The 23068-nt window shown below is 73.4% G+C and carries 21 protein-coding genes; 13 read left to right on the top strand and 8 right to left on the bottom strand.

Translation table 11 applies throughout. The features are described 5' to 3' along the window. Positions 1–78 precede the first annotated feature (78 nt). Genes SMD20_RS06400 through SMD20_RS06380 form a run of 5 tightly spaced genes read left to right on the top strand, consistent with a single transcriptional unit; the run spans position 79 to position 7087 of the window. Positions 79–1362, top strand: coding sequence for a carbohydrate kinase family protein (locus SMD20_RS06400; RefSeq protein WP_329576152.1), 1284 nt, complete (start codon positions 79–81; stop codon positions 1360–1362). Positions 1363–1364: 2 nt separating this feature from the next. Next, positions 1365–2738 carry an extracellular solute-binding protein gene (locus tag SMD20_RS06395; protein WP_329576149.1) on the top strand — a complete coding sequence of 458 codons (1374 nt, stop codon included), beginning with the start codon at positions 1365–1367 and terminating at the stop codon, positions 2736–2738. Further along, a complete protein-coding gene (locus SMD20_RS06390) occupies positions 2738–3634 on the top strand; it encodes a carbohydrate ABC transporter permease (RefSeq protein ID WP_329576146.1) in 897 nt (298 codons plus the stop codon). Before SMD20_RS06395 ends, SMD20_RS06390 begins: the two co-directional genes overlap by 1 nt. Then, positions 3631–4431 (top strand): carbohydrate ABC transporter permease, encoded by an 801-nt coding sequence (locus SMD20_RS06385; protein WP_329576143.1) that lies wholly within the window; start codon positions 3631–3633, stop codon positions 4429–4431. The genes SMD20_RS06390 and SMD20_RS06385 overlap by 4 nt, the downstream gene beginning before the upstream one ends. A gap of 16 nt (positions 4432–4447) precedes the next feature. Next, positions 4448–7087, top strand: coding sequence for a sugar-binding protein (locus tag SMD20_RS06380; protein WP_329576140.1), 2640 nt, complete (start codon positions 4448–4450; stop codon positions 7085–7087). Between the two features lie 80 nt (positions 7088–7167). Here the strand turns inward: SMD20_RS06380 and SMD20_RS06375 are convergent, their stop codons facing one another. Both SMD20_RS06375 and SMD20_RS06370 read right to left on the bottom strand, forming a co-directional pair. Continuing rightward, on the bottom strand, positions 7168–8826 hold the full coding sequence (locus SMD20_RS06375) for a serine/threonine-protein kinase (protein WP_329576138.1): 1659 nt from the start codon (positions 8824–8826) through the stop codon (positions 7168–7170). 221 nt (positions 8827–9047) lie between these two features. After that, on the bottom strand, positions 9048–10043 hold the full coding sequence (locus SMD20_RS06370; RefSeq protein WP_329576136.1) for a helix-turn-helix transcriptional regulator: 996 nt from the start codon (positions 10041–10043) through the stop codon (positions 9048–9050). 106 nt (positions 10044–10149) lie between these two features. Here SMD20_RS06370 and SMD20_RS06365 point away from each other — a divergent pair, with 106 nt between their 5' ends. After that, on the top strand, positions 10150–11295 hold the full coding sequence (locus tag SMD20_RS06365; RefSeq protein WP_329592456.1) for an epoxide hydrolase family protein: 1146 nt from the start codon (positions 10150–10152) through the stop codon (positions 11293–11295). Positions 11296–11473: 178 nt separating this feature from the next. Here SMD20_RS06365 and SMD20_RS06360 read toward each other — a convergent pair whose 3' ends face one another. Together SMD20_RS06360 and SMD20_RS06355 are read right to left on the bottom strand one after the other, a co-directional pair. After that, complete coding sequence (locus SMD20_RS06360) at positions 11474–12310, bottom strand: siderophore-interacting protein (RefSeq protein WP_329576133.1); 837 nt, start codon at positions 12308–12310, stop codon at positions 11474–11476. 91 nt (positions 12311–12401) lie between these two features. Next, the gene (locus tag SMD20_RS06355) at positions 12402–13343 is read right to left on the bottom strand and encodes an alpha/beta hydrolase (RefSeq protein WP_329576130.1); all 942 of its coding nucleotides are present in this window, start codon (positions 13341–13343) and stop codon (positions 12402–12404) included. Positions 13344–13666: 323 nt separating this feature from the next. Here SMD20_RS06355 and SMD20_RS06350 point away from each other — a divergent pair, with 323 nt between their 5' ends. The 3 genes from SMD20_RS06350 to SMD20_RS06340 are packed head-to-tail and all read left to right on the top strand — an operon-like array spanning position 13667 to position 15961. Continuing rightward, positions 13667–14398: an ABC transporter permease gene (locus tag SMD20_RS06350; protein ID WP_329576127.1), complete on the top strand. Its 732-nt coding sequence runs from the start codon at positions 13667–13669 to the stop codon at positions 14396–14398. Continuing rightward, positions 14391–15179: an ABC transporter permease gene (locus tag SMD20_RS06345; protein WP_329576124.1), complete on the top strand. Its 789-nt coding sequence runs from the start codon at positions 14391–14393 to the stop codon at positions 15177–15179. The genes SMD20_RS06350 and SMD20_RS06345 overlap by 8 nt, the downstream gene beginning before the upstream one ends. 2 nt (positions 15180–15181) lie before the next feature. Further along, the gene (locus SMD20_RS06340) at positions 15182–15961 is read left to right on the top strand and encodes an ABC transporter ATP-binding protein (RefSeq protein WP_329576121.1); all 780 of its coding nucleotides are present in this window, start codon (positions 15182–15184) and stop codon (positions 15959–15961) included. Here SMD20_RS06340 and SMD20_RS06335 read toward each other — a convergent pair. Then, positions 15955–16461, bottom strand: coding sequence for a hypothetical protein (locus SMD20_RS06335; protein ID WP_329576119.1), 507 nt, complete (start codon positions 16459–16461; stop codon positions 15955–15957). The genes SMD20_RS06340 and SMD20_RS06335 overlap by 7 nt on opposite strands. Before the next feature lie 113 nt (positions 16462–16574). Between SMD20_RS06335 and SMD20_RS06330 the strand changes: the two genes are divergently transcribed. The 4 genes from SMD20_RS06330 (at position 16575) to SMD20_RS06315 (ending at position 19934) form a co-directional block, all read left to right on the top strand. Continuing rightward, a complete protein-coding gene (locus tag SMD20_RS06330; protein ID WP_329576116.1) occupies positions 16575–17117 on the top strand; it encodes an MFS transporter in 543 nt (180 codons plus the stop codon). Between the two features lie 48 nt (positions 17118–17165). After that, positions 17166–17903, top strand: a complete 738-nt coding sequence (locus SMD20_RS06325; RefSeq protein WP_329576114.1) for a YcnI family copper-binding membrane protein — start codon at positions 17166–17168, stop codon at positions 17901–17903. Positions 17904–17976: 73 nt separating this feature from the next. Next, positions 17977–19434, top strand: a complete 1458-nt coding sequence (locus SMD20_RS06320; RefSeq protein ID WP_329576109.1) for an MFS transporter — start codon at positions 17977–17979, stop codon at positions 19432–19434. Next, the gene (locus SMD20_RS06315) at positions 19431–19934 is read left to right on the top strand and encodes a MarR family winged helix-turn-helix transcriptional regulator (protein ID WP_329576107.1); all 504 of its coding nucleotides are present in this window, start codon (positions 19431–19433) and stop codon (positions 19932–19934) included. Before SMD20_RS06320 ends, SMD20_RS06315 begins: the two co-directional genes overlap by 4 nt. On the opposite strand, the gene SMD20_RS06310 is transcribed toward SMD20_RS06315, so the two are convergent. Genes SMD20_RS06310 through SMD20_RS06300 form a run of 3 tightly spaced genes read right to left on the bottom strand, consistent with a single transcriptional unit; the run spans position 19871 to position 23005 of the window. Then, a complete protein-coding gene (locus SMD20_RS06310; protein ID WP_329576104.1) occupies positions 19871–20875 on the bottom strand; it encodes an ABC transporter permease in 1005 nt (334 codons plus the stop codon). The two genes, SMD20_RS06315 and SMD20_RS06310, sit on opposite strands and share 64 nt — an antisense overlap. After that, complete coding sequence (locus tag SMD20_RS06305; protein ID WP_329576101.1) at positions 20862–21857, bottom strand: ABC transporter ATP-binding protein; 996 nt, start codon at positions 21855–21857, stop codon at positions 20862–20864. The genes SMD20_RS06310 and SMD20_RS06305 overlap by 14 nt, the downstream gene beginning before the upstream one ends. After that, complete coding sequence (locus tag SMD20_RS06300; RefSeq protein ID WP_329576098.1) at positions 21854–23005, bottom strand: LolA family protein; 1152 nt, start codon at positions 23003–23005, stop codon at positions 21854–21856. The genes SMD20_RS06305 and SMD20_RS06300 overlap by 4 nt, the downstream gene beginning before the upstream one ends. Positions 23006–23068: the final 63 nt, after the last annotated feature.

The raw sequence follows: 23068 nt of genomic DNA, 5'->3' as shown, positions 1-23068 counted from the left end.
TCGCGCAGAGGGCTTGAAGTGTGCGAGCAAACGTGCAAGATTGCGCACATCGCGGCGTGTCGAGGAGGCCTCATTCCCGTGACTGTTCAGGCGTACGACCCTCTCGCCGGCGAACGCACCCCCGGCAGCCCGCAGTTCGACGTGTTCCTGGCGGGCACGGTCTTCCTGGACATCATCTTCACCGGGCTGCCCGCCATGCCCGCCGCCGGCACCGAGATCTGGGCCGACGGCATGGGCTCGTGCCCCGGCGGCATCGCCAACCTCGCCATCGCCACCAGCCGCCTCGGCCTGCGCACCTCCCTCGCCGCGGCCTTCGGCGACGACGACTACGGCGACTTCTGCTGGCGCACCCTGGAGGAGCAGGAGTCGGTCGACCTGTCCAGGTCGCGCCGCTTCGAGCACTGGCACTCGCCCGTCACCGTCTCCATGGCCGTCGACCGCGACCGCAGCATGGTGACCCACGGCCACCCCTCGCCCATGTCCGCCTCCGAGATGATCGGCAAGCCGCCCCGCTCCAAGGCCGTGATCGTCACCCTCTCCGACGACGAGCCGCTCGGCACCCCCGGCAGCGCGTGCAACTGGGCCGAGCTGGCGCACCACGACGGCGCGCTGATCTTCGCCGACGTCGGCTGGGACCCGTCCGGCTCCTGGTCCTCCGGGGTGCTGGAGCAGTTGTCGATCTGCCACGCCTTCATGCCGAACGCCGTCGAGGCCATGGCCTACACCCGCATGGACACCCCGCGCGACGCGCTCTACGCCATCGCCGACCACGTGCCGGTCGCCGTGGTGACCGACGGCGCCAACGGCGCGATGGCCATCGACTCCACCACCGGCGAGGAGGCATTCGTGCCCGCGCCGCGGGTCAACGCGCTCGACCCCACCGGCGCCGGCGACGTGTTCGGCGCGGGTTTCGTGCTCGGCACCCTCTGCGGCTGGCCGCTCACCGACCGCGTCGCCTTCGCCCAGGTGTGCGCGGCCCTCGCCGTGCAGCAGTTCGGCGGCTCGCTCGCCGCGCCCGGCTGGGGCGACATCGCCGACTGGTGGCACGAGGTACGCGCCACGGCCCCCCACAGCGGCGCCTACGGCAGCTCGCTCGCCCGCCGCTACGCCTTCCTGGACCGGCTGGTCCCCACCGACCCGGTCGGCGCGGTACGCCGCGCCGCCGCCACCATCGCCCGCTACGCCGACGTCGGCGTCGCCCCCCAGCCCCAGCCGGGCGGCGAGGCCACCCCGGTGACGGACGCCGGATCCAGGAAAGAGGGTCCGCGGGACGACTCGCACGGGGGTGGCCCCGCGCACGACGACCCCGCGCACGACGACGGGGACCCCGGCACCTCCCGCGTGCCCGCGCAGAAGGAGTAACCATGACGTCCACGACGCGACGGACGGGCCGCACCCCGGCGATCGCGCTGCTCGCCGCCGCCGCCCTCGCCCTGACCGCGTGCGCACCCGGATCCTCCGCGCCGCCCGCCCCGCAGAGCCAGGCCCCGTCCGCCGTGCGCACCGACGCCGCCGCCCTCGGCGACGTCACGCTCACCGTGTGGGACCAGGAGGTCCGCGGCGGGCAGGCGGCGCAGATGAAGCAGCTCAACGACGCCTTCCAGGCCAAATACCCCAACATCAAGCTCAACCGGGTGTCCCGCTCCTTCGACGACCTCAACACCACCCTCCGCCTCGCCCTCAGCGGCAACGAGCCCCCGGACGTCGTCGAGGCCAACAACGGCCGCTCCTCCATGGGCGCGTTCGTCAAGGCCGGCCAGCTCCTCCCGCTCGACGCCTACGCCGACGCCTACGGCTGGAAGCAGCGCTATCCCGAGTCCGTCCTTCGCTACTCCCGCTACAGCGCCGACGGCAAGCTCTTCGGCGAGGGCAACCTGTACGGCCTCCCCCAGGTCGGCGAGGTCGTCGGCGTCTTCTACAACAAGGCCAAGCTCACCAAGCTCGGGCTGCAGCCACCGAAGACGTGGGCCGACTTCGAGACGGCGCTCGGCACCGCCAAGACCGCCGGCGAGGTGCCCCTGCAGCTCGGCAACCTCGACAAGTGGCCCGCCATCCACGTCTTCGGCACCGTCCAGGGCCGGCACGTGCCCGCGGAGCAGATCTCCGCGCTCGCCTTCGGCCGCAAGGGCGCCTCCTGGAACACGCCCGAGAACACCGCCGCCGCCGAGCAGCTCGTCGGCTGGGTCGACAAGGGCTACTTCGCCAAGGGCTTCAACGGCCAGGGCTACGACCCCGCCTGGCAGGCGTTCGGCAAGGGCGAGGGCGTCTTCCTCATCGCGGGCACCTGGCTGCTCGCCGACCTGGAGAAGGCGCTCGGCGGCGACCTCGGCTTCATGCTGCCGCCGGGCGTGTCCGCCGACGCACCGCCGGTCGCGACGGGAGGCACCGGGCTGCCGTTCGCCATCACCGCCAAGAGCCCCCACCCGGACGCGGCGGCCGCGTACGTCGACTTCATCACCAGCGCGGACGCGATGAAGGTGCTCACCTCGACCGGCAACCTGCCGGTCGCCGAGACCGGGGAGCAGAGCGTCAAGGCGGGGCCGCAGCAGGACGTCTTCACCGCCTTCGGCACCGTCACCGGGAAGGACGGGCTGGTCCCGTACCTCGACTACGCGACCCCGACCTTCGCCGACACGCTCGGCGCGGCGCTGCAGGACCTGCTCGCCGGGAAGGCGACCCCGCAGGAGTTCCTGGCCACGCTGGAGAAGGACTACAAGACCTTCGCCGAGAGCAACTGATGGCACGGCGGAGGGCGGCGGGGCGGCCTCCGGGCGAGCCCCGTCGCGTCGCCTACCTCTACCTGCTGCCGGCGTTCGTGATCTACGCGGCGTTCCTGCTGTTCCCGATCGGGCGGGCGGTGCAGTTCTCCCTCTACGACTGGGACGGGCTGTCCGTGGGCAGGTGGGCGGGCCTGGACAACTACGCCGCCATCGTGGCCGACGAGGGGCTGCGCGCCGCCTTCGGGCACGCGCTGGTGCTCGTCGTGTTCTACGCGCTGATCCCCGTGGCCATCGGCCTGGCGCTGGCGGCCGTGCTCAACCACGCCAAGGTGCGCGGGCTCGGCTTCTTCCGCACGGTGGTGTTCCTGCCGCAGGTGGTGGCGATGGTCGTGGTGGCGGTGGCGTGGCGGCGCGTCTACGCGCCCGACGGCACGCTCAACGCGCTGCTCGGCGCGCTCGGGCTGGACTCGCTGACGCGGGGCTGGCTCGGCGACTACACCTTCGCGCTGCCCGCCGTCGGGGTGGTCGGCACGTGGGTCGAGACGGGGCTGGTGACCGTGCTGCTGCTGGCCGGCATGAGCCGGGTGCCGCCCGACCTGTACGAGGCCGCGCGCCTCGACGGCGCCGGCGCGGTCAGGGAGTTCTTCGCCGTGACGCTGCCGTCGGTGCGCGGGGAGATCGCGGTCGCCCTGACGCTGACGGTCATCGCCGCGCTGCGCACGTTCGACCTGGTGTACGTGACGACACGCGGCGGTCCCGGCACGTCCACCACGGTGCCGTCGTACGAGGTCTACCACCGGGCCTTCGGGCTCGGCCAGGTGGGCTCGGCGGCGGCCGTCGGGGTGACGCTGGCGCTGCTCATCTTCGTGATCTCGTTCGGGATCAACCGGTTCGCCGACAGGGGGCTCACGTGATCTCGCGCGGGGAGCGGGTGGCCAACTACGTCATCCTGTCGGTGTTCGCGGTGTTCGCACTGCTGCCGATCGTGACGATCCTGGGGGCGGCGCTGGGCCCGTCCGACAGCGGCGGGACGGCGGGGCCGGCGAACTTCGCGGCGGCCTGGGAGGTGGGCCGGTTCGGGACCTACCTGCGTACGAGCATCGCGGTGTCGGCGTTCGTCGTGGTGGTCAGCGTGGTGCTGTCGGTCATGAGCGGGTACGCGTTCGGCACGATGCGCTTTCGCGGGCAGTCGGCGCTGTTCTACCTGTTCATGCTCGGAATCATGATGCCGAGCGAGGCCGTCGCGGTGCCGCTCTACTTCGACCTGCGCTCGCTGGGGCTGATCGACACGTTCTGGTCGGTGGCGTTGCCGCAGGTGGCGTTGTCGGTGGCGTTCGGTACGTTCTGGATGCGGGCCTACTTCCGCGCCTCGAACCGGGCGATCGTGGAGGCGGCGCGCATCGACGGGGCCTCGACGTGGCGGATCCTGTGGCAGGTGCTGGTGCCGCCGGCGCGGCCGGCGGTGGTGACGCTGACGGTGCTGGTCTTCATGTGGACGTGGAACGAGTTCCTCATCCCGCTGATCATGGTGACCAGCGAGTCGCTGCGTACGGCGCCGCTCGGCCTGGCGTTCTTCCAGGGCCAGCACACCTCGGGCTTCACGCTGCTCGCGGCCGGGTCGGTGATCGTGGCGACGCCGGTCGTGATCTTCTATCTGTTCCTCCAGCGACACTTCGTCCGCGGGCTGCTCCAAGGGGCGGTTCGCGAGTAGACCCTCCGGAGGCGCCATGCGATTGTTCCTGTCCGCCCTTCTGATGCTCGTCCCGGGAGCCGCCGCCCTGCCCGCCCTGCCCTCCCAAGCGGCGGCCGCGGCGGCCCCGGCCGCGCCCGTGGACCTCGACGCGCTGTTCGTCGGCGCGCATCCGGACGACGAGGCGTTCAGCCTGTCCACGCTCGGCCAGTGGAACGAGGACCACCGCGTCCGCACGGGCGTGGTCACCGTCACGCGGGGCGAGGGCGGCGGCAACGCCGTCGGCCCCGAGGAGGGGCCCGCGCTGGGGCTGCTGCGCGAGGCCGAGGAGCGCGCGGCGGTCGGCGGGGCCGGCGTGCGCGAGGTGTTCAACCTGGACGACGTCGACTTCTACTACACGGTGAGCGCCCCGCTGACCGACCAGGTCTGGGGCGGCGACACGCTGGAGAAGGTGGTCAGGGTCGTCCGTCAGACCCGGCCGGAGATCCTGCTGACCATGGACCCGGCCCCGACGCCCGGCAACCACGGCAACCATCAGCAGGCGGCCAGGCTGGCGATCGAGGCGTTCTACGCGGCGGCCGACCCGAAGGCGTTCCCCGAGCAGATCACGCGGGAAGGGCTGAAGCCGTTCGCGCCGGCGCGGCTGCTGACCGGCGGCGGGCGCGGCACGTCGCAGGTCGGGCCGTCCTGCGGGGCGACCTTCCGTCCGGCGAACCCGGCGCAGAACGTGTACGGCGTGTGGAGCGGGCGGACCTCGACCGGCGGCCGGACGTGGGCGGCCATCGAACGGGACTCCCAGCGCGTCTACGCCTCCCAAGGATGGGCCGTCTTCCCCGACGTGCCCGCCGACCCCGCGCAGCTCGGCTGTGACTTCTTCACCCAGGTGGACGCGCGGGTGCCGTTCCCCGAGCCGGGCACCCCGGCCGCGGCGGCGCCCACGGCGATCCTGGACGGCGTGCTGACCCGCCCGTCGGGGTCCGTGCCGCTCGGCACCGGGCTCTCGCTGCGTACCGGCACGTTCGACGTCCGGCCGGGGACGCCGTTCACCGTCGAGGTCTCGGTGACCGCCCGCGAACCGCTAGGCCGCTCGTCGGCCGCGCTGCGCGTCCCCGAGGGCTGGACCGTCGCCGGCTCCGGCGGCCTCGGCCGGATCACCGCCGGGCGGCCGGCCTCGGCGCGGTTCACCGTCACACCGGCGACGGGGGCGGCGGGCCGGGCGCGGATCGGCGCGGTGCTGACCACCGAGCGGGGCCGCGGCTACACCGACCGGCAGGTCGAGGCGAGCCCCGCCGTACGCGGCCAGCAGCAGTTCCTCCCGCAGGTCGCCCAGTACGAGAAGTGGACCTCGGGCGTCGGCGTGCCACAGCTGCGCGGCCTGGTGACGCCGGTGCTGACGCTGCCGTCGGGCGGCTCGCGGCAGGTCGGCGTCGTGGTGACGAACGTCGGCGACGCGCCGCGCTCCGGCACCGTACGCGTGGACCTGCCCGCGGGCTTCGCCGCCGACCGGGCCGAGGCCGCCTATGCCGAGCTGGCGCCGGGCGCGTCGGCGACGGTGCCGTTCACGGTCACGAACACCGACGCCTCGCTGAAGACGTCCAACGAGGGCGGCGACTACGCCTACACCGTCACCGTGGACGGCGTGGTCACCGGCCGGCCCGCGCTGGAGCTGGTGCCGGCGGCCACGATCCCGCAGGCCGGCGCCGCGCTCGACGTGGACGGGGACGACTCCGGCTATCCGGGGCCCGCGATCGACGTCTCCCGGCTGTGGGAGGGCACGGCGTGCTCGTCGGCGGCCGACTGCTCGGCCACGGCCCGGCTGGCCTGGCACGAGGACACGCTGTACGTGGCGGTCCGGGTCAAGGACGACGTGCTCGGCACCCGGCTGGCCGCCACCGACTGCAAGCGGCACTGGCGTACCGACGCGGTGGAGATCGCGCTCGACCCGCGCGGCACGTCGGAGAACACCTCGACGACGTTCAAGGCGGCGGTGCTGCCGGTGACCGCCGAGGGGCCGCCGTGCGCGCTGCGCGACGCGGACAACCGGCAGGGCCCGGCCACCGGGATGCGGATCGCCTCCAAGGTCTCCCCCGGTGAGTACACGGTCGAGGCGGCGATCCCGCTGGAGCTGCTGCCCGGCTCGGTGGATCCGGAGCACCTCGGGCTCAACATCCTGGTGTACGACTCCGACACCCAGGACAAGACCGGGCAGACCCGGATCGGCTGGTCGACGTGGGGCGGCGTGCAGGGCGACCCGTACCGGTGGGGCGTGGCGTCGCTGGCGGGATACCGGACCACGGAGCGGCCGGCGCCCGAACCGGTCATCCCGGACACGGCGCTGTCCAGCCTCGACTCGCCGCAGTCGCTGGAGCAGGCGGTCCGGGTGAACGTGCCACCGGCCGGCGGCCCCGCGGCGGCGGACGCCGGGCAGGTGGTCACGGCGGTCCGGGCCGGGAACGCGGTCACGGTGACGTTCCGGGCGGCGGGGCCGGGCAAGGCCCACCTGTTCGTACGGGACGCGCGGGGCACGGCGGGCTCGGCGGTCGCCGCCGTACCGCGCCGGGGCACGACGACCGTGAAGGTCCCGCTGACCCGGGCCCTCGCCGCCGATCCTGCCGTGGTCGCCGGCTGGGAGTCCTCGCGCGGCGGCGCCTCGGCCTCCCAGGCCCGCGTACGCTGACCCGCACCCCGTAGGGGGCACGCGGGTGCCGGCCGCCCGCCAGTTGGTCCGGCCGGCACCCGTGCCCCCGTCCGGCCCGGTCAGGAGCTTCCCGTGGCCGTCGGCGTCGGCTGGGCCGACGTGGACGGGTCCGGGGACTCGCCGGGGCCGTCCTGGGGGATCGTGGTGATCGAGGCGGTCGGGCGCGGGCAGTCACGGCGGGCCGCCGCGTGGCCGCGCCGCCGGCTCGCCGGGTTCGCGCACTCGCCCGGATCGGGGCCGCCCGGATCGGGGTCGCCGGGGTCTCCGGCGGTGGGCGGCCGGGAGGTGTCCTCCCGGTCCGGGACCGGGGGGACGACGGCGACGGTGCCCGCCGTGCGGGTGCGGGTGACGTACACGGTGGGGGTCCGGCCGGAAGGCGGCTCGACGGCGGGGACCGTCATCGGGGTGTCCACGCGGCCGGGCGGCGGCGGGCCGCCGGTGCGGGTGGCATGGGGAGGACGCAGGGTGGAGTCGGCGCTGGACTGCGGCACCACGGCGGGCGGCGGCGCGACGGACCCGCCTTCCACGTCCTGCCCGGGACCGGACGCGGCGGCGATGACGGTGACGGCCGCGATCGAGACGGTGGCGAGGGCGGCGAAGGTCGCGTGCGACAAATGGGCCCCGGCCCGCCTTCGGCGACGCCCGTCCCCCGGCCCGGACGACGGCCCGGACGACGGCCCGGACGACGGCCCCGGCGGCCCGGAGGACGGCGCGGACGGCTCCCCCGGCCACACCCCAGGCGGAGGTCCGGACCGCGCCCCCGGGGGCGGGTCGTCGCCCACCGGGTACGGCACCGGAGTCCAGATCCGCCCGAGCACCCCCTCCACCGCCTGCCGCAGATCCCACGGAACGCCGATCCCGCCCGCCGCCAGCAGCGCCCGCAGCAGTTCCGCGGCGCCGGGCCGCTGGCCGGGGTCCTTGGCCAGCGCCGCTTCCACCGCGGGCCGCAGCAGGACGGGCAGGCGGTCCAGCCGGGGCGGCTCGAAGAGGATGCGCCGGGTGATCGCCTCCGTCTCGTCGCCCCCGTGGCCGCTCCCGTACGGGTGGTGCCCGGACGCGGCGAACGCCACCACGCACCCCCAGGCGAAGACGTCGGCCGCCGGGAGGGCGGGCCCGCCGGTCAGCCGTTCGGGCGCGACCCATCCGGGGCTGCCCATGACCTGCCCGGCCTGGGTGTGGGCGTCCGCGCCGCGCTCGCCGGTGAGGTCGCGGGCGATGCCGAAGTCGATGACGCGCGGCCCGCGCGGCGACAGCAGCACGTTGGCGGGCTTGAGGTCGCGGTGCACGAACCCCGCCTCGTGCACGGCCACCAGGCCGGCCGCCGCGCCGAGCGCGACGCCGTAGGCGAGGCCGGGCGTTAGGGGTCCGGCGGCGAGGACGACCTGCGAGAGCGCGGGTCCCGGGATGTACTCGGTGACGAGGTACGGCCGCTCGTGGTCGGCGCCGTCCTCCAGCACGGCGGCGGTGCAGAACGGCACCAATCTGCGCGAGAAGGCGACTTCTTCGGCGAAGCGGGCCAGCAGCGTGGCATCGTGGAGGTGCGCCGCGTGTGGCGTCTTGAGCGCGACGAGGCCGCCCCGAGGGTGCTCGGCCAGGTAGACGACTCCCATCCCGCCCGCTCCCAGACGGCCGAGGAGCGGATATCGGCCGATGACGATCGGGTCGCCCGCCGCCAGGGGCCGCACGCCGGGAGGCATGCCGCTCTCACCACGCGCCATCCGGATTTCGCCTCTCCTGTCTGGAACACGGCCAAGGCACACTGTGGCCGGATCCGCGGAGGCTGTCCGCATGTCTTACTTAAGGGGTATTGGAGGTAAGGCGGTCATTCCCTGAAGGTGAGGAATGGGAGGGCCTGAAGCTGCGGGTGGGGCCGGTGTTCCTGGACCCCGGGGACCAGGGCCTTGATCGACTGGCGTAGCCACCCAACGATCATCCGGCCTCATGGAGCACTGTGCGCGGAGCGGGCAGGCGTCCGCCGGCTGGCGTCGATCGCGCGCTGGTAGCGCTCCGTCAGGGCGTGCAGTGCGTCAACCAGTTCCGGGGCGTCAACGACCGTGAAATCCGCGTCCAGCAGGCCCAGATGGAGGGCGAGCATCTGCGGATGGTCCGAGCCTGGCTCGAAGGCGCACCGGTCATCGCCAAGGGACTCCACCTCCACGGGGATCGGCAGCCGACCTCGCACGTACGACGCGGGCGCGTGCACGATCACCCGCGCCCGGTACCGCCAGGTCGCCTCGCCGGATCCGCGGGCCACCCGCGCCGTGATCTCCGCGTCGGGCGGTAACCGGCGGGGCGTGAAGCGCGGCCCGGCCGGCGTCCGCGGCTCGATCCGGTCGACCCGGAAGGTACGCCAGGCGTCCCGGTCCAGGTCCCAGGCCACCAGATACCAGCGCCGCCGGTCGTTCACCAGGCGGTACGGCTCGACCGAGCGCCGACTTGCCGCGCCGGCATGCGCCCGATAGTCGAACCTGAGCCGCTCATGGTCCCGGCACGCGCTCGCGATCACGGTCAGCACGTCCGGATCCACCCGCGGGCCAGGCGACGGCATCGGCAGCGCGTACGACTGGAAGGCGCTGACCTGGTGGCGCAGCCGCGCGGGAAGCATCTGCTGCAGCTTGGCCAGCGCACGCACCGAGGTCTCCTCGATGCCCGCGATCGAGCCGTTCGCGGCGGTACGCAATCCGACGGCGACCGCTACCGCCTCCTCGTCGTCCAGCAGCAGCGGCGGCAGGGCGCCACCCGTGCCGAGCCGGTACCCGCCGGCCACACCCGGCCGCGCGTCGACCGGATAGCCCAGCCCGCGCAACCGGCCGATGTCATTACGGATCGTGCGGGTGGTGACGCCGAGCCGGGCGGCGAGCTCGGTACCGGTCCAGTCGCGTTGAGCCTGCAGCAGGGACAGCAGGCGCAGCAGCCGCGCCGAGGTTTCCGACATTCTTCGATCCTGACGACTATCCAGGAACGGTTCTTTCCCCTATCGTCCCTACTCTTCTCCAGGTGAGCGCAAGAGCGCCCGGACAACCCCCAGGCCGTACCGGCCTCTGTCGACTAGGAGAAGCGCCATCAGCGACGGCATTCTGCCCTTCCACATCGAGATCCCCCAGGCCGACGTCGACCACCTGCACGACCGGCTGGTCAACGCCCGCTGGCCCGGCGAGTCGCCGGGCGTGGAGTGGGCCCGCGGCGTACCGGCGGCCTACCTGAGGGAACTCGCCGACTACTGGCGCATGCAGTACGACTGGCGCGCCCAGGAGGCGCGGCTCAACCAGTACCCGCAGTTCACCACCGAGATCGACGGCCAGCGCATCCACTTCCTGCACGTCAGGTCCGACCAGCCCGACGCGAAACCGCTGCTGATCACCCACGGCTACCCCAGCTCCGTCGCCGAGTTCCTGCACCTGATCGAGCCGCTGGTCGACCCGGTGGACGGTCAGGCCTTCCATGTCGTCGCCCCGTCCCTGCCCGGGTACACCTTCTCCACCCCGCTCGGCGGGACGGGCTGGGCGATGGGCCGCACCGCACGCGCCTGGGCCGAGCTGATGCGCCGGCTCGGCTACGAGCGGTACGGCCTGCATGGCGGCGACATCGGCGCGGGCGTGTCCGGCATGGTCGCCGGCCTCGACGGCGAGCACGTCATCGGCGTACACGTGGTGACCGATCCGCTGACTGCCGCGAGCACCGCCACCTTCCTGCCTGGAATGGCGGACCGGCTGAATGAGAACGACCCGCTCGACAAGCTGATCCTGGACCGGATGGACGCCTTCACCAGGGAGGGTTCCGGCTACCTGGCGATCCAGAACAGCCGGCCGCAGACCATCGGCTACGGGCTGGTCGACTCGCCGCTGCTGCAGCTCGCCTGGATCGCCGAGAAGTTCCACGAGTGGACCGACCTGCCGATCGGCCGCGACCAGTTGCTCACCACGGTCAGCCTGTACTGGTTCACCGGCTGCGGCGTCACTGCCGCGCACACCCTGTACGAGCAGGCGCACTCCTCGGAGTGGGGTGCGCCGCCGGCCGTACCGCAGGGGTTCGCGGTCTTCGGAGCGGACGACACCGTACGAAAGCTGGTCCCGGCGCCGGCCGACGCGCACTGGACCGAGTTCCGGCGCGGCAGGCACTTCCCGGCGATGGAGGCCCCGGCCGAGCTGGCCGCGGACCTGCAAGCCTTCTTCGCACCACTGAAGTGACCGATGAGCTGACCCAGCGCGGCACTTAGCCGGGCAGGCGAGTAGCAGGGCACCCCAGTGCGGAGATGACAAATGCGACCCCTGATGACCCCGCTGCCGCCGCGTGCCGCCCTCCATGCGATTGGCAGCCTCCACCCTGGGGCGGCTGCTGGCCCCTCTGGACGGCGACGCCCAAGGGTCAGCTCGCGAGGGCAGCGGCCTCCTCGGCCTCCACCTTCCGGTTCCAGTCACGCTTGACCTCGCGCCAGGCCTCGTCGTCCACGCCGCGGCGCCAGTAGCCGGAGATCGACAGCCGCTCCAGCGGGATGCCGCGCTCGACGCGCAGGTGGCGGCGCAGCTCCTTGACGAAGCCGGCCTCGCCGTGGACGAACGCGTGCACGTCCCCGTCCGGGAACTCCAGCTCGCGGACCGCCTTGACCAGCCGCTCCCCCACCGGGCGGTCGCCCCGGTAGAGCCAGGTGATGTGCGCCTCGGCCGCCGTGCCGAGCTTCAGCTCGTCCTGCGGCCCCTCCACCTCGACGAGCACGTACGCGAGCGTCCCGTCCGGCAGGGCCTCCAGCGAGGCGGCGATGGCGGGCAGCGCGCTCTCGTCGCCCACCATGAGGTGCCAGCCCGCCTCCGGGGAGGGCGCGTAGCCGCCGCCCGGCCCCAGCAGGAACACCTCGTCGCCGGGCGCGGCCCGCTCGGCCCAGGGGCCGGCGAGGCCCTCGTCGCCGTGGACCACGAAGTCGAGGGTCAGCTCCAGCGCGTCGGGGTCCCAGGCGCGCACCGTGTAGGTGCGCAGGCGCGGCCACACCTCGCGGGGCATGGTCTCCCTGCACGCCTTCACGCTGAACGGACGGGGATATTCGACGCCCTCGTACGGAAAGACGATCTTGACGTAGTGGTCGGTGAGGCCGGAGGTCGCGAAGTCCGCCAGCCCGTCGCCCCCGACCACGACGCGGACCATGTGCGGCGAGAGCCGCTCGGTCCGCTGGACGATCCCCCGGTGGTGGTCCACGGGCCTGTCAGCCATATGTCACTGCCCCCTGACGCAAGTAAGGTATACCTAACCTTACACGCTGCCGGGCGAACGGGGCCAGGAAGACCCCTCAATCGGGGAACGCTCAGGCGGCCGCCTCGTCATCCCGCACCGCCGGCCTGGCACCGGCGGCGGCGAGGAACCTGGCGATGTGCCGGAAGGCCATCCGGGCCTCGGGCAGCACGTCGGCGAGGATCGGGAAGACGTGCGGCATGCGCCGCCACTCCTCGTACCGGACGGGAACCCCGGCGCGGCGCGCCGCCTCGGCCACCCGCCGCCCCTCGTCGCGCAGCACCTCGGTGGAGCCGGTCATGATCATGAGCGGCGGCAGCCCGGTGAAGTCGCCGAGCACCGGCGAGACCAGCGGGTCGCGGGGGTCGAGCCCGTCGGTCCAGCGGCGGGCCAGCCACCGTACCCGGCTGGCCGGCAGCAGCGGGTCCTGCCAGCGGTTGGCGCGGCGCGGGATGTCGGTGAGGTCGGTCCACGGCGACATGCAGACGGCGGCGGCGGGCAGCGGCATGCCACGGTCGCGCAGCGCCAGCAGCGTGGCCAGCGTCAGGTGCCCGCCGGCGGAGTCGCCCGCGACGATGACGTCCTCGGGGGCGTGGCCGCGCCGCAGCAGGCACTCGTAGGCGTCGAGGGCGTCGGCCAGCGAGTCGGCCAGCTTGTGCACGGGGCCCTGCCGGTAGTCGAGCGCCAGCACGGGACGCCTGGCCACCACCGACAGCCGCCAGGTGATGGAGCGGTGGGTACGCGGCGAGCACGAGAAGTAGCCGCCGCCGTGGAAGTACAGCAGCACCTTGTTCTCCTCCAGCTCCTCACCCCCGCGCACCCACTCGCCGCCGCAGTCGGAGAAGGCGGCGGGCACGATCGACACGTGGGCCGGCTGCGGCGCCTGCACGAGCCGGGCGAGTTCGCCGACGCGGGCGGCGCCGGCCAGCGCGAGTGGATGCCGCATGAGGAGCGTGGACGCCGGCTTCAGCGTGCCCCACATGACTCCGGTCAGCGCGCGGGCCTGCCAGCTCAAGGGGTATTCGGGTATCACATCCCCATTGATCCGCATAACGACCCTCCGACAGGTCTCATTCCCCCGGATACGGCCCTCGCTACCGGCCAGTAGGTATCTCATTTCTTACCCGGATATTTCCTAAATATTTCCGGCGGCGAGGGCGTGTTAAATCCGTTGCGGGCTCGCGGGCCACCGACGGATAATTCCCTGCTTTCCCATCGGCAGGCCCGTGCGCGGGCCCGGACACGGTTCGTCACCGTGCCCTCACACACCGGAGGTGCAAAACCGTCCCGCTCTATGCCCGGCTCGTCCGGTACGGCTTCCGCAAGCACGCCACCTACGTGTGGGCCGCGCTCGCCGGCGCGTTCACGAACAGCGTGTTCGGCGTCCTGCGCGCCTACATCCTCATCGCCCTCTGGCAGGCCCGCCCCGGCCTGGCCGGATACGACCTCACCGACGCCGTCACCTACTGCTTCGTCACCCAGGCGCTCATCGCCCCGATGCAGCTCTTCGGCGGCGGCCTCGGCCTGCCCGAGCGCATCCGCAGCGGCGACATCGCGCTCGACCTGGTCCGCCCCGCCCCGCTGCAGCTCTGGACGCTGGCCGAGGACATCGGCCGGGCCGTCTACCTGTTCCTGGTGCGCGGCCTGCCGCCGATGGCGGTCGGCGCGGCGGTGTTCGGGATCACGCTGCCCGCCACGGCCGGGCAGTGCGCGGCGTTCCTGGCCGGCCTCGTGCTCGCGGTCGTGGTCAGCTTCGGCTGGCGCTACCTGGTCGCGCTGTCGGTCTGCTGGCTCGTCGACGACCGCGGCGTGGCCGTGCTGTCGCTGGTGCTCAGCACGTTCTTCTCCGGCATGATGCTGCCCCTGCGGATCTTCCCCGGCGCGCTCGGTGACCTCGCCGCCGCGCTGCCGTGGGCGGCCATGGTCCAGGTGCCCACCGACCTCTATCTCGGGGCCGCCCCCGTCCTGCCGTCCCTGGCCTTCCAGGCGTTCTGGGCGGCCGTGCTGCTCGGGCTCGGCGCGCTGGCCACCCGGGCGATCCGCCACAAGGTGGTGATCCAGGGTGGTTAGGACCTACTTCCTGCTGGCCTGGACGTGGACGCGCGCCGCGGCCGCCTATCCCGTCTCGTTCTGGCTGATGACCGTGCTCAGCCTGGCCGTGGCCGCCATGGACCTGGCCGTCATCCTCGTCGTCTTCGCCAACACCACCAGCCTCGCCGGCTTCTCCCGCGAGGAGGTCCTGTTCCTCTACGGGGCGGCGAGCCTGCCGTTCACGCTGTGCGACATGTTCGTCAGCAACCTCGACCGGGTGAGCCGGCACATCAAGGACGGCACGCTCGACACCTTCCTCATCCGGCCGGCGGGCGCCTGGCTGCAGCTCGCCACCGACCGCTTCACCCCCAGCCGCGCCGGCCGGGTCGTCCAGGCCGGCGTGGTGCTCGTCTGGGCGGTCGCGGCGCTCGACCTCGATCCGGGCCGGCTGTGGATGCTGCCGGTGATGACGGCCACGGGGCTGGTCATCTTCACCTCGTTGTGGACGCTGGCCGGGGCGGCCCAGTTCGCGCTGACCGACGCCCCCGAGGTGGTCAACGCCTTCACCTACGGCGGTCACCAGCTCACCCAGTACCCCCTCGCCATCTACGGGCGCGACCTGGTGCGCGGCGTCACGTACGTGCTGCCGCTCGCCTTCGTCAACTGGCAGCCCGGCCTGTACGTGCTGGACCGCGCCGACCCGTTCGGCACGCCGGAGTTCATGCGTTTCCTCGGGCCGGTCGCCGCGCCGGCCCTCGCCCTGCTGGCCGCGCTGGCCTGGCGGCGGGGTGTCAGGCACTACCGATCCACCGGGAGTTGACGATGATCGAGCTCGACCGGGCGGGACGTACGTTCAAGGTCAGGAGGAACGTCGTCCACGCCGTACGCGACCTGTCGTTCACCGTGTCCGCCGGAGAGTTCGTCGGCTGCCTCGGGCCGAACGGCGCGGGCAAGTCCACCACGATCAAGATGCTCTGCGGCATCCTCACGCCCACCTCCGGCCGGGTGCGGGTGGCCGGGCTGGACCCCTCGCGCCGGCGCACCGCGCTCGCCCGGCGCATCGGGGTGGTCTTCGGGCAGCGCACCACGTTGTGGTGGGACCTGCCGCTGGCCGACAGCTTCGAGCTGATCCGGCTGCTCTACAAGGTCGAGCGGGCCGCCTTCCGCGCCCGGCTGGCGGAGCTGACCGACGCGCTCGACCTGGGCGCGTTCCTGCGTACGCCGGTGCGCCAGCTCAGCCTCGGCCAGCGCATGCGCGGCGATCTCGCGGCGGCGCTGCTGCACGCGCCCGAGGTGCTGGTACTGGACGAGCCCACCATCGGCCTCGACGTGGTCAGCAAGGCCGGCATCCGCGAGTTCCTGCTGCGGGTCAACGCCGAGCAGGGCACCACGGTGCTGCTGACCACCCACGATCTCGGCGACGTCGAACGGCTGTGCCGCCGGGTCATGCTCATCGACCACGGCCGGCTGGCCTTCGACGGCACGCTGGCGGACCTGATGGCGACCGCGCCGGCTGACGCGGACATCGAGGACGTCGTCACCCGCCTCTACAAGGGCGAGGCGGTGCTCGCCGACGGCCGGCCGGCGGGGCCGGATCAGTAGTAGCCGCCTTCCTGGGAGCTCTCGTAGTCGTCGTCGACGTCGTCGTACGGGCGCGACCAGCGCGACGGCATCAGCACGGGGATGAACAGGGCCACGCCGAGCAGGGCCAGCACGCCCGTCGTCAGGAGGGTCTGCGCGCCGGCGCCGGCCTCCCTGACGATCTGGTCCACCGACGGCTCGGCGGGGACGAGAGAGATCGCGCGCGCCGGGTCGAGCGCGTAGACGACGGTCCAGGACAGCAGCGCCATGGACGGCACGAAAGTGGCGAGCGGCGAGATCCGGCCCGCCACCACGAGCCCGTACACCAGGCCGACCGCGGCCATCGCGCCGAGCGCGATCCAGAGCTTCTGGTTGTCGGCGGGGGTGACCGGGGCCTGCCCCGTGACGTGCGCTGCGGCCTGCGCGGCGGCCTGGGTCACGGCCCAGCCACCACCCGCCAGGACGGCCGCCGTGACCACCAACCCGATGAGGAAACCGCCTAAGTGCCGCAACGTTCTCACCTCTATGTCAACGTAGATCGGCACGACCCTAGCGACAAACAGTGTGCAACGCCCAGGCATCGCCCGGTTGAGGCCACATGCAACCCTGCCCCGTGAGACGATGTGGCACACCCATGCGCGCGCGACTCCCCCTGAGGCTGGCGCGGACGGCGGCCTTCTCCGCCGTCTGCGTGACCCTCGCCGCCCTCGCCCACCTGCTGGGCGGCGGCTCCGGGCCCGCTCCGTGGGCCGCCGGGCTGGGGCTCGCGGCGTCGGCCGGGCTGGGGCTCGCGCTGACCGGCCGGGAGCGCTCGGCCCCGGTCGTCAACGTCGTGCTCGTCGGCGCGCAACTCGGGCTGCACGAGCTGTTCGCCCGCGCCGGCTCCCAGAGCATCGCCTACGTCCCCGTGCACGGGCACGGGCAGGGCCTCGCGGTCAACGCCGGCATGCTGACCGCCCACCTCACCGCCACGCTCCTCACGGGGGTGTGGCTGGCGCGCGGCGAGGCCGCGCTGTGGGCCCTGCTCCGGCGGGCCGGGCGGCGTCTCACGCTGCTGCGGCCGGTCGCCGTGCCCGCCGTGCGGCCCCGCCCGCCGGTGGCCGCCGCGCGGGCCGTCCCTCTCGCGCCGGTTCTCCGGCACTGCCTGGCCAGGCGTGGTCCTCCACTTCCCGCCTGACCGTCTGACACCCCTGTTCTTCCCTTTCCTCTCAAGTGGAGTTTCCGCATGTCCTTCGTACGCCGGGCCGCGACCGTGATCGCCGCCGCCACCGCACTCACCGCCGGGCTCGCCCTGCCCGCCCTCGCCCACGTCACCATCCAGCCCGGCTCGGCCGAGCAGGGCGGCTTCACCAAGGTCGCCTTCCGGGTGCCCAACGAGCGTGACGACGCCTCGACCACGACGATCGAGGTCACCTTCCCCGCCGACCACCCGCTGGCGTTCGTGTCGGTCAAGCCCGTGCCCGGGTGGAAGGTGAAGGTCACCGAGGGCAAGCTGCCCACGCCGGTCAAGACCGAGTACGGCGAGCTCAAGGAGGCCGTGACCAAGGTCGTCTGGTCCGGCGGCAAGATCGAGCCGGGGCAGTTCCAGGAGTTCGAGGTGTCCATGGGGCAGCTGCCCACCGACACCGACCAGCTCGTCTTCCCGACAAAGCAGACCTACTCCAGCGGTGAGGTCGTCGACTGGTCCGAGGCGCCCAAGACCGACGGCTCGGAGGCCGAGCACCCGGCGCCGCTGCTCAAGCTCACCCCGGCCACCGGCGACGACGGCCACGGCGCCGTCGCCCCGAGCACGGCCCCCGCTTCCGCCGTGCCTACCGTGTCCCCGGCCGCGCCCGCGGCGCCGGCCGCCGCGGCCGGCAGCACGGACGGCACCGCCCGACTGCTGGGCGGAGCGGGCCTCGCGGTGGGCGTGATCGGCGTCATCATCGGCGCCCTCGGCCTGCGCCGCCGCCCCAGCGCCTGACCCGCGCGCCCGGCGGCGCGACCGCCGGGCGCCCGGGGCGGGAGAAAGTTAGTTACGGCAATATAATCGTTTCATGGCGCTGACGAACCTCGGCCTCCGCACCGGGCAGGCCCGGCCCGTGAGGCCGATGCTCGTCCTGGCCATCTGCTGCACCAGCCTGTTCATCGTCGGGCTGGACAACACGATCGTGAACATCGCGCTGCCGTCCATCCGGCGCGACCTCGGCGCCTCCCTCTCCGGCCTGCAGTGGATCATCGACGCCTACACCGTCGTGCTGGCCTCGCTGCTCATGCTGTCCGGCTCGACCGGCGACCGCGTCGGGCGGCGGCGCACCTTCCAGACCGGGCTCGTGCTGTTCACGCTGGGCTCCCTGGCCTGCTCGCTCGCGCCGGGCCTGGGGTGGCTGATCGCGGCCCGCGCCCTGCAGGCCGTCGGCGGCTCGATGCTCAACCCGGTCGCCATGTCGATCATCACCAACACCTTCACCGAGCCGCGCAGCCGGGCCCGCGCGATCGGCGTGTGGGGCGCGGTCGTCGGCGTCAGCATGGCGCTCGGGCCGCCGCTCGGCGGCGCGCTCGTGGCCTCGGTCGGCTGGCGGTCCATCTTCTGGATCAACATCCCGGTCGGGCTGGCGGCGCTCGTGCTGTGCGCGCTGTTCGTGCCCGAGTCGCGCGCGCCGCGCCCGCGGCCGGTGGACGTCGTGGGGCAGGCCCTGGTCGTCGTGCTGCTGGCGAGCCTCACGTACGGGCTGATCGAGGCGCCTTCCGCCGGCTGGGGCTCGGCGCAGACGCTGGGCTGCTTCGCGCTGGCCGCGCTGGCGCTGGCGGTGCTGGTGCCGTACGAGCTGCGCCGCCGCGAGCCGCTGATCAACCCGCGCTTCTTCCGCAGCGCGCCGTTCGCGGGGGCCACGCTGATCGCGGTGTGCGGCTTCGCCGCGCTCGGCGGCTTCCTCTTCCTCAACACCCTCTACCTGCAGGAGAGCCTCGGCTACTCGGCCCTGCACGCCGGTCTGCTGACGCTGCCCCTGGCCGCGCTCACGGCGGTGTCCTCGCCGGTGTCCGGCCGCCTCGTCGGCACGGCGGGGCCGCGCGTCCCGCTGGTCGTCGCCGGGGTGGGGCTCACGGCCAGCATGCTGATGATGACCGGCCTGACCGCGCACACGCCGCTCTGGCAGCTGCTGACCGCGTACGTGCTGTTCGGGCTGGGGTTCGGGATGCTCAACGCGCCCATCACCAACACGGCCGTCTCCGGGATGCCGGTCGCGCAGGCGGGGGTGGCCGCCGCCGTGGCCTCCACCAGCCGGCAGATCGGCCAGACGCTCGGCGTGGCGGTGATCGGCGCGCTGGTCACCTCCGCCGTACGCGGCCCGCTGCCCACCGGTTTCCCGCAGGCCAGCCACATCGGCTGGTGGGTGGGCGCCGGGTGTGGCGCGGCGATCCTGCTGCTCGGCGTCCTCACCACGGGCCGCCGGGCCGAGCGGAGCGCCGCCCGCACCGCCGAGCGGCTCATCCAGGACGGAAGCCCCTCATGAGCGGCCCTGAGGCCCCCGACGACCGCGCCGCGGCACTCTCCCGTGTGTGGGCGGCGATGCGCGCGCTGGTGCTGGAGGACGACCGCCGCAAGGAGGTCGCCGACGCCCTCGGCATGAGTTTCTCGCGCGCCAAGGCGCTGCGCCGGCTGCTGCCCGGCCCGCTGACCATGCGCGAGCTGACGGCCTGGCTGGGCACCGACAGGCCGTACACGACGCTGGTGGTCGACGACCTGGAGAGCCGCGGCTACGTGCGGCGCACCGTCCATCCCGGCGACCGCCGCCACCGGATCGTCACGCTCACCGACGCGGGGCGGGCCGCCGCGGAGCGGGCCGATCGTATCCTGGCCCGCCCGCCGGACGCCCTCGCCGCCCTCGCCCCCGACGAGCTGGCCGCCCTCGACCGCCTCATGGCCGCGGTCGGCGCCGCCGGAGCCGCTCAGGACGTGATGTCCTTGCCGGAGAAGCGGGCCCAGGCGATCGAGCCGAACAGCGCGATGTAGGCGGCGAAGGACAGCAGCCCGTCGCGGAGCGCCGCGAAGTCGACGGGGTCGCGCAGCACCGCGTCGAACGCGGTGAACCTGGTCGGCAGCAGGTACGGCGTGACCGGCGCGAGCGCCGGCACCGCGCGCACCACCTGGCAGACGACGAGCAGCACCAGGGTCCCCGCGATGGCGCCGATGGCGACCTCGGTGAAGGTCGACAGCGCCAGCGCGACGGCGGCCAGCGCGGCCATGGCGGCGCCCACGTAGCCGACGGCGAGGAGGATGCGCAGCAGCCCCTCCCCCATCGTGATCGTGGTGCCGGACAGCAGCGTCACCGAGCCGCCGGGGAACAGCGCGAGCCCCGTCAGCAGCGCCGTCACGGCCACGACGGCGGTGACCGCGTAGCCGAAGACGACCGCGTTGAGGTACTTGACCGCCAGCAGGCGGCCCCGGCCCGCGGGGGCGGCCAGCAGGTAGCGCAGGGTGCCGCCGCCCGCCTCGCCGGCGATCGCGTCGCCCGCCACCACGCTCACCGCCACCGGCATGAGCAGCAGCACGAGGAACGAGAACGACAGGAACGTCAGCATGAGGCTGTTCCCGGCGAGGTTCTGGACGATGCCGCCCATCTCGCCGTCACCGGCCGTGCCCGAGGCGAGCCGCAGGCCGATGCCGAGGATGACCGGGACGACGCCGAGCACCGCGAGCAGCGCCATGTTGCGGGGGCGGCGGAAGGTCAGGGCCAGCTCCGAGGCGAGCAGCCGCCAGAACGTCCCCATGCCGCCTCCCCAGACCGGGTGCTCCCCGGCGACCTCCCCGGTGTCGCGGGTCAGGGGCTCGGGCGCGCGGCGTTCGACGGTGCGCAGGGTCTCCGTCACCGGCACCAGGCCGGGCATGCGGCGCGACTGCTCCGCCGCGGCGGTGCCCGGGCCCGCCTGGGTACGGGTCTCAGCCGTCGACATCGAATCCCTCTCCTGTCAGTCCGACGAACACGTCCTCAAGGCTCGGCCGGACGACCGCGAGCCCTCGTACCGCCACCTCCTGCCCCACCAGAGCGGCATTGATCATCTCGGGCCGGTGACCGCCCAGTTCGGCGGTGAGCTCGCCCGCGCCCTCCCGTACGCCGGTCAGGCCGAGCTCGCCGAGCACCCGCGCCGCCTCGGTCACGTCCGGCGTCTCGACCCGGATGAGCGGGACCCGGCCGGCGCTCAGCGAGCCGATCGTGCCCTGCACGACCAGCCGCCCGGCCCGCATGATCGCCGCGTGCGTGCACATCTGCTCGATCTCGGCCAGCAGGTGCGAGGAGACGAAGACGGTGGTGCCGTCGGCGGCGATCTCCTTGACGAGGGCGCGCACCTCGCGGGTGCCCTGCGGGTCGAGCCCGTTGGTGGGCTCGTCCAGGATGAGCAGCTCGCGCGGGCCGAGCAGGGCGGCGGCGATGGCCAGCCGCTGGCGCATGCCGAGCGAGTACGTCCGGTAGCGCTTGCCCGCCGCGGCCGACAGCCCGACCCGGTCGAGCGCGTCGGCGATCCGCCGCCGGGCGGTGGCGCGGCGCGCCGACGGGTCGGCGGCGTCGAAGCGCATGAGGTTGGCCGCGCCCGACAGGTACGGGTAGAACGCCGGCCCCTCGACCAGCGCCCCCACGCGCGGCAGCGCCCTGGCGGACGGCAGGCCGAGCACCTCGTACCCGCCGGCCGTGGGCGTGACCAGGCCGAGCAGCATGCGGATCGTGGTGGTCTTGCCCGAGCCGTTGGGCCCGAGGAAGCCGTACACGGAGCCACGCGGCACGGTCAGGTCCAGCGCGTCCACCGCCACCTGGCCGCCGCGGAAGCGTTTGGTGAGGCCGCGGGTGACGATGGCGGCGGCGGAGTCACCGGCGGGCGGGGCCGCCCCGAAGGGCGCCCCCGCTTCCTGCGTCGTGCCGGTCGTGGTGACGGGTGTCACTGCGTCCCCGCCACGCGGACGAGCTCCTCCGGGGTGACCGCGCCGGCCAGCAGGCGGCCGTCGTCGGTCAGCAGTGCGGTCAGCAGCTTCGTCCTGATCAGCTTGCCGGAGCCCCACGTGCCGTTCACCGGGGTGGCGGACTTGAGCACGCTGTCCAGGAGCGCGTTCGCCTGCGCGCCCCGGCCGTCCTGCCCGGCCGGCCCGGCGGCCTCACTCTGGAGGTCGGAGAGGGAGAACGGCACGACCGCGACGGTCGTCCAGCCGTCGCCGACCAGCTTGGCCTTGCCGGCCATGTCGGCGGCGTGCTCGGCGCGCTCCTCGGCCTTCGCGCCGATGCTCTCCTCGCCGATCGTGGCCTCCTCCACCTTGGCGCCCGCGGGCGGGGTGAAGGTGAAGTTCTCCGCGGCCGGCGGGGTGAAGGTCACCTGGGTGAAGCCCACCTGGTAGGCGGGCTCGGCCGACCCCTTGGCGTAGAGCTGCACCTGGAGCGGCATGTACGTCTCGCCGTCGAGCGCGATCCGCACCTCCTGCACCAGCGAGCCGTCCGCCTTGGGGGCCAGGACGAGCTGGTAGACCGGCCGGCCGGCCACCTCGGCGGTGTTGATCACCCGGACCGCGGTGTGCTCGTCCACCTGGGCGAGCAGCCGCTGCGCCGCCTGCTGCGGCGTCACGTCGGTCGGCTGCGGCGTCGGCAGCCCGTGCTGCTCGCCGGCGTCGGCCTTGATCCGCAGCCGGGTGGCGGTGTTGGTGGCGCTGTCCCAGTACCAGGACTGGTCGCCGTTGTAGATCAGGTTGGTCTCGTTGAGGTGGGTGGGCATGGCGACGCGGATCTTGTTCTCGCCGCCGTACCAGACCTTCACCTCGTGTGTGCCGGACAGCAGGCTGAGCGGGCCGGTGTCCCCGCCGGTGACGGGCAACGCGGGCAGGCCGAGCGAAGCGGTCTGCTGCACGGTGCCCGACATCGGCCTCATGCCCTGGTCCTTGGCGGTGGCCGCCGCGGCGTCGGCGAGCAGTTGCTCGGCCGAGCGCTCCGGCAGCGTGGGCTCGCCGCTCACCGCGGCGATGACGGGGCCGGCGCCGATCGCGGCTCCGATCACGGCCGCCGCCGCGATCGGGACTCCCCACCTCACGAACGTGCCTCTACGCATCTCACTCCTTAACGGTATGTCGATGCTCATAGCCTGCGTGAGGCATCCTTAGGCGGACCTGAG

This window comes from Nonomuraea sp. LP-02, assembly GCF_036289125.1.
GTDB lineage: Bacteria > Actinomycetota > Actinomycetes > Streptosporangiales > Streptosporangiaceae > Nonomuraea > Nonomuraea bangladeshensis.
The sequence above is the reverse complement of the archived record's forward strand: the minus strand, read 5'-3'. Positions and strand labels throughout refer to the sequence as shown.

Bases quoted from the DNA above. Each gene is read 5' to 3' on its own strand.
- SMD20_RS06395 (WP_329576149.1), top strand. From the start codon at position 1,365: ATGACGTCCACGACGCGACGGACGGGCCGCACCCCGGCGATCGCGCTG.
- SMD20_RS06390 (WP_329576146.1), top strand. From the start codon at position 2,738: ATGGCACGGCGGAGGGCGGCGGGGCGGCCTCCGGGCGAGCCCCGTCGC.
- SMD20_RS06380 (WP_329576140.1), top strand. From the start codon at position 4,448: ATGCGATTGTTCCTGTCCGCCCTTCTGATGCTCGTCCCGGGAGCCGCC.
- SMD20_RS06375 (WP_329576138.1), bottom strand. From the start codon at position 8,826: ATGGCGCGTGGTGAGAGCGGCATGCCTCCCGGCGTGCGGCCCCTGGCG.
- SMD20_RS06370 (WP_329576136.1), bottom strand. From the start codon at position 10,043: ATGTCGGAAACCTCGGCGCGGCTGCTGCGCCTGCTGTCCCTGCTGCAG.
- SMD20_RS06360 (WP_329576133.1), bottom strand. From the start codon at position 12,310: ATGGCTGACAGGCCCGTGGACCACCACCGGGGGATCGTCCAGCGGACC.
- SMD20_RS06340 (WP_329576121.1), top strand. From the start codon at position 15,182: ATGATCGAGCTCGACCGGGCGGGACGTACGTTCAAGGTCAGGAGGAAC.
- SMD20_RS06330 (WP_329576116.1), top strand. From the start codon at position 16,575: ATGCGCGCGCGACTCCCCCTGAGGCTGGCGCGGACGGCGGCCTTCTCC.
- SMD20_RS06325 (WP_329576114.1), top strand. From the start codon at position 17,166: ATGTCCTTCGTACGCCGGGCCGCGACCGTGATCGCCGCCGCCACCGCA.
- SMD20_RS06320 (WP_329576109.1), top strand. From the start codon at position 17,977: ATGGCGCTGACGAACCTCGGCCTCCGCACCGGGCAGGCCCGGCCCGTG.
- SMD20_RS06315 (WP_329576107.1), top strand. From the start codon at position 19,431: ATGAGCGGCCCTGAGGCCCCCGACGACCGCGCCGCGGCACTCTCCCGT.
- SMD20_RS06310 (WP_329576104.1), bottom strand. From the start codon at position 20,875: ATGTCGACGGCTGAGACCCGTACCCAGGCGGGCCCGGGCACCGCCGCG.
- SMD20_RS06300 (WP_329576098.1), bottom strand. From the start codon at position 23,005: ATGCGTAGAGGCACGTTCGTGAGGTGGGGAGTCCCGATCGCGGCGGCG.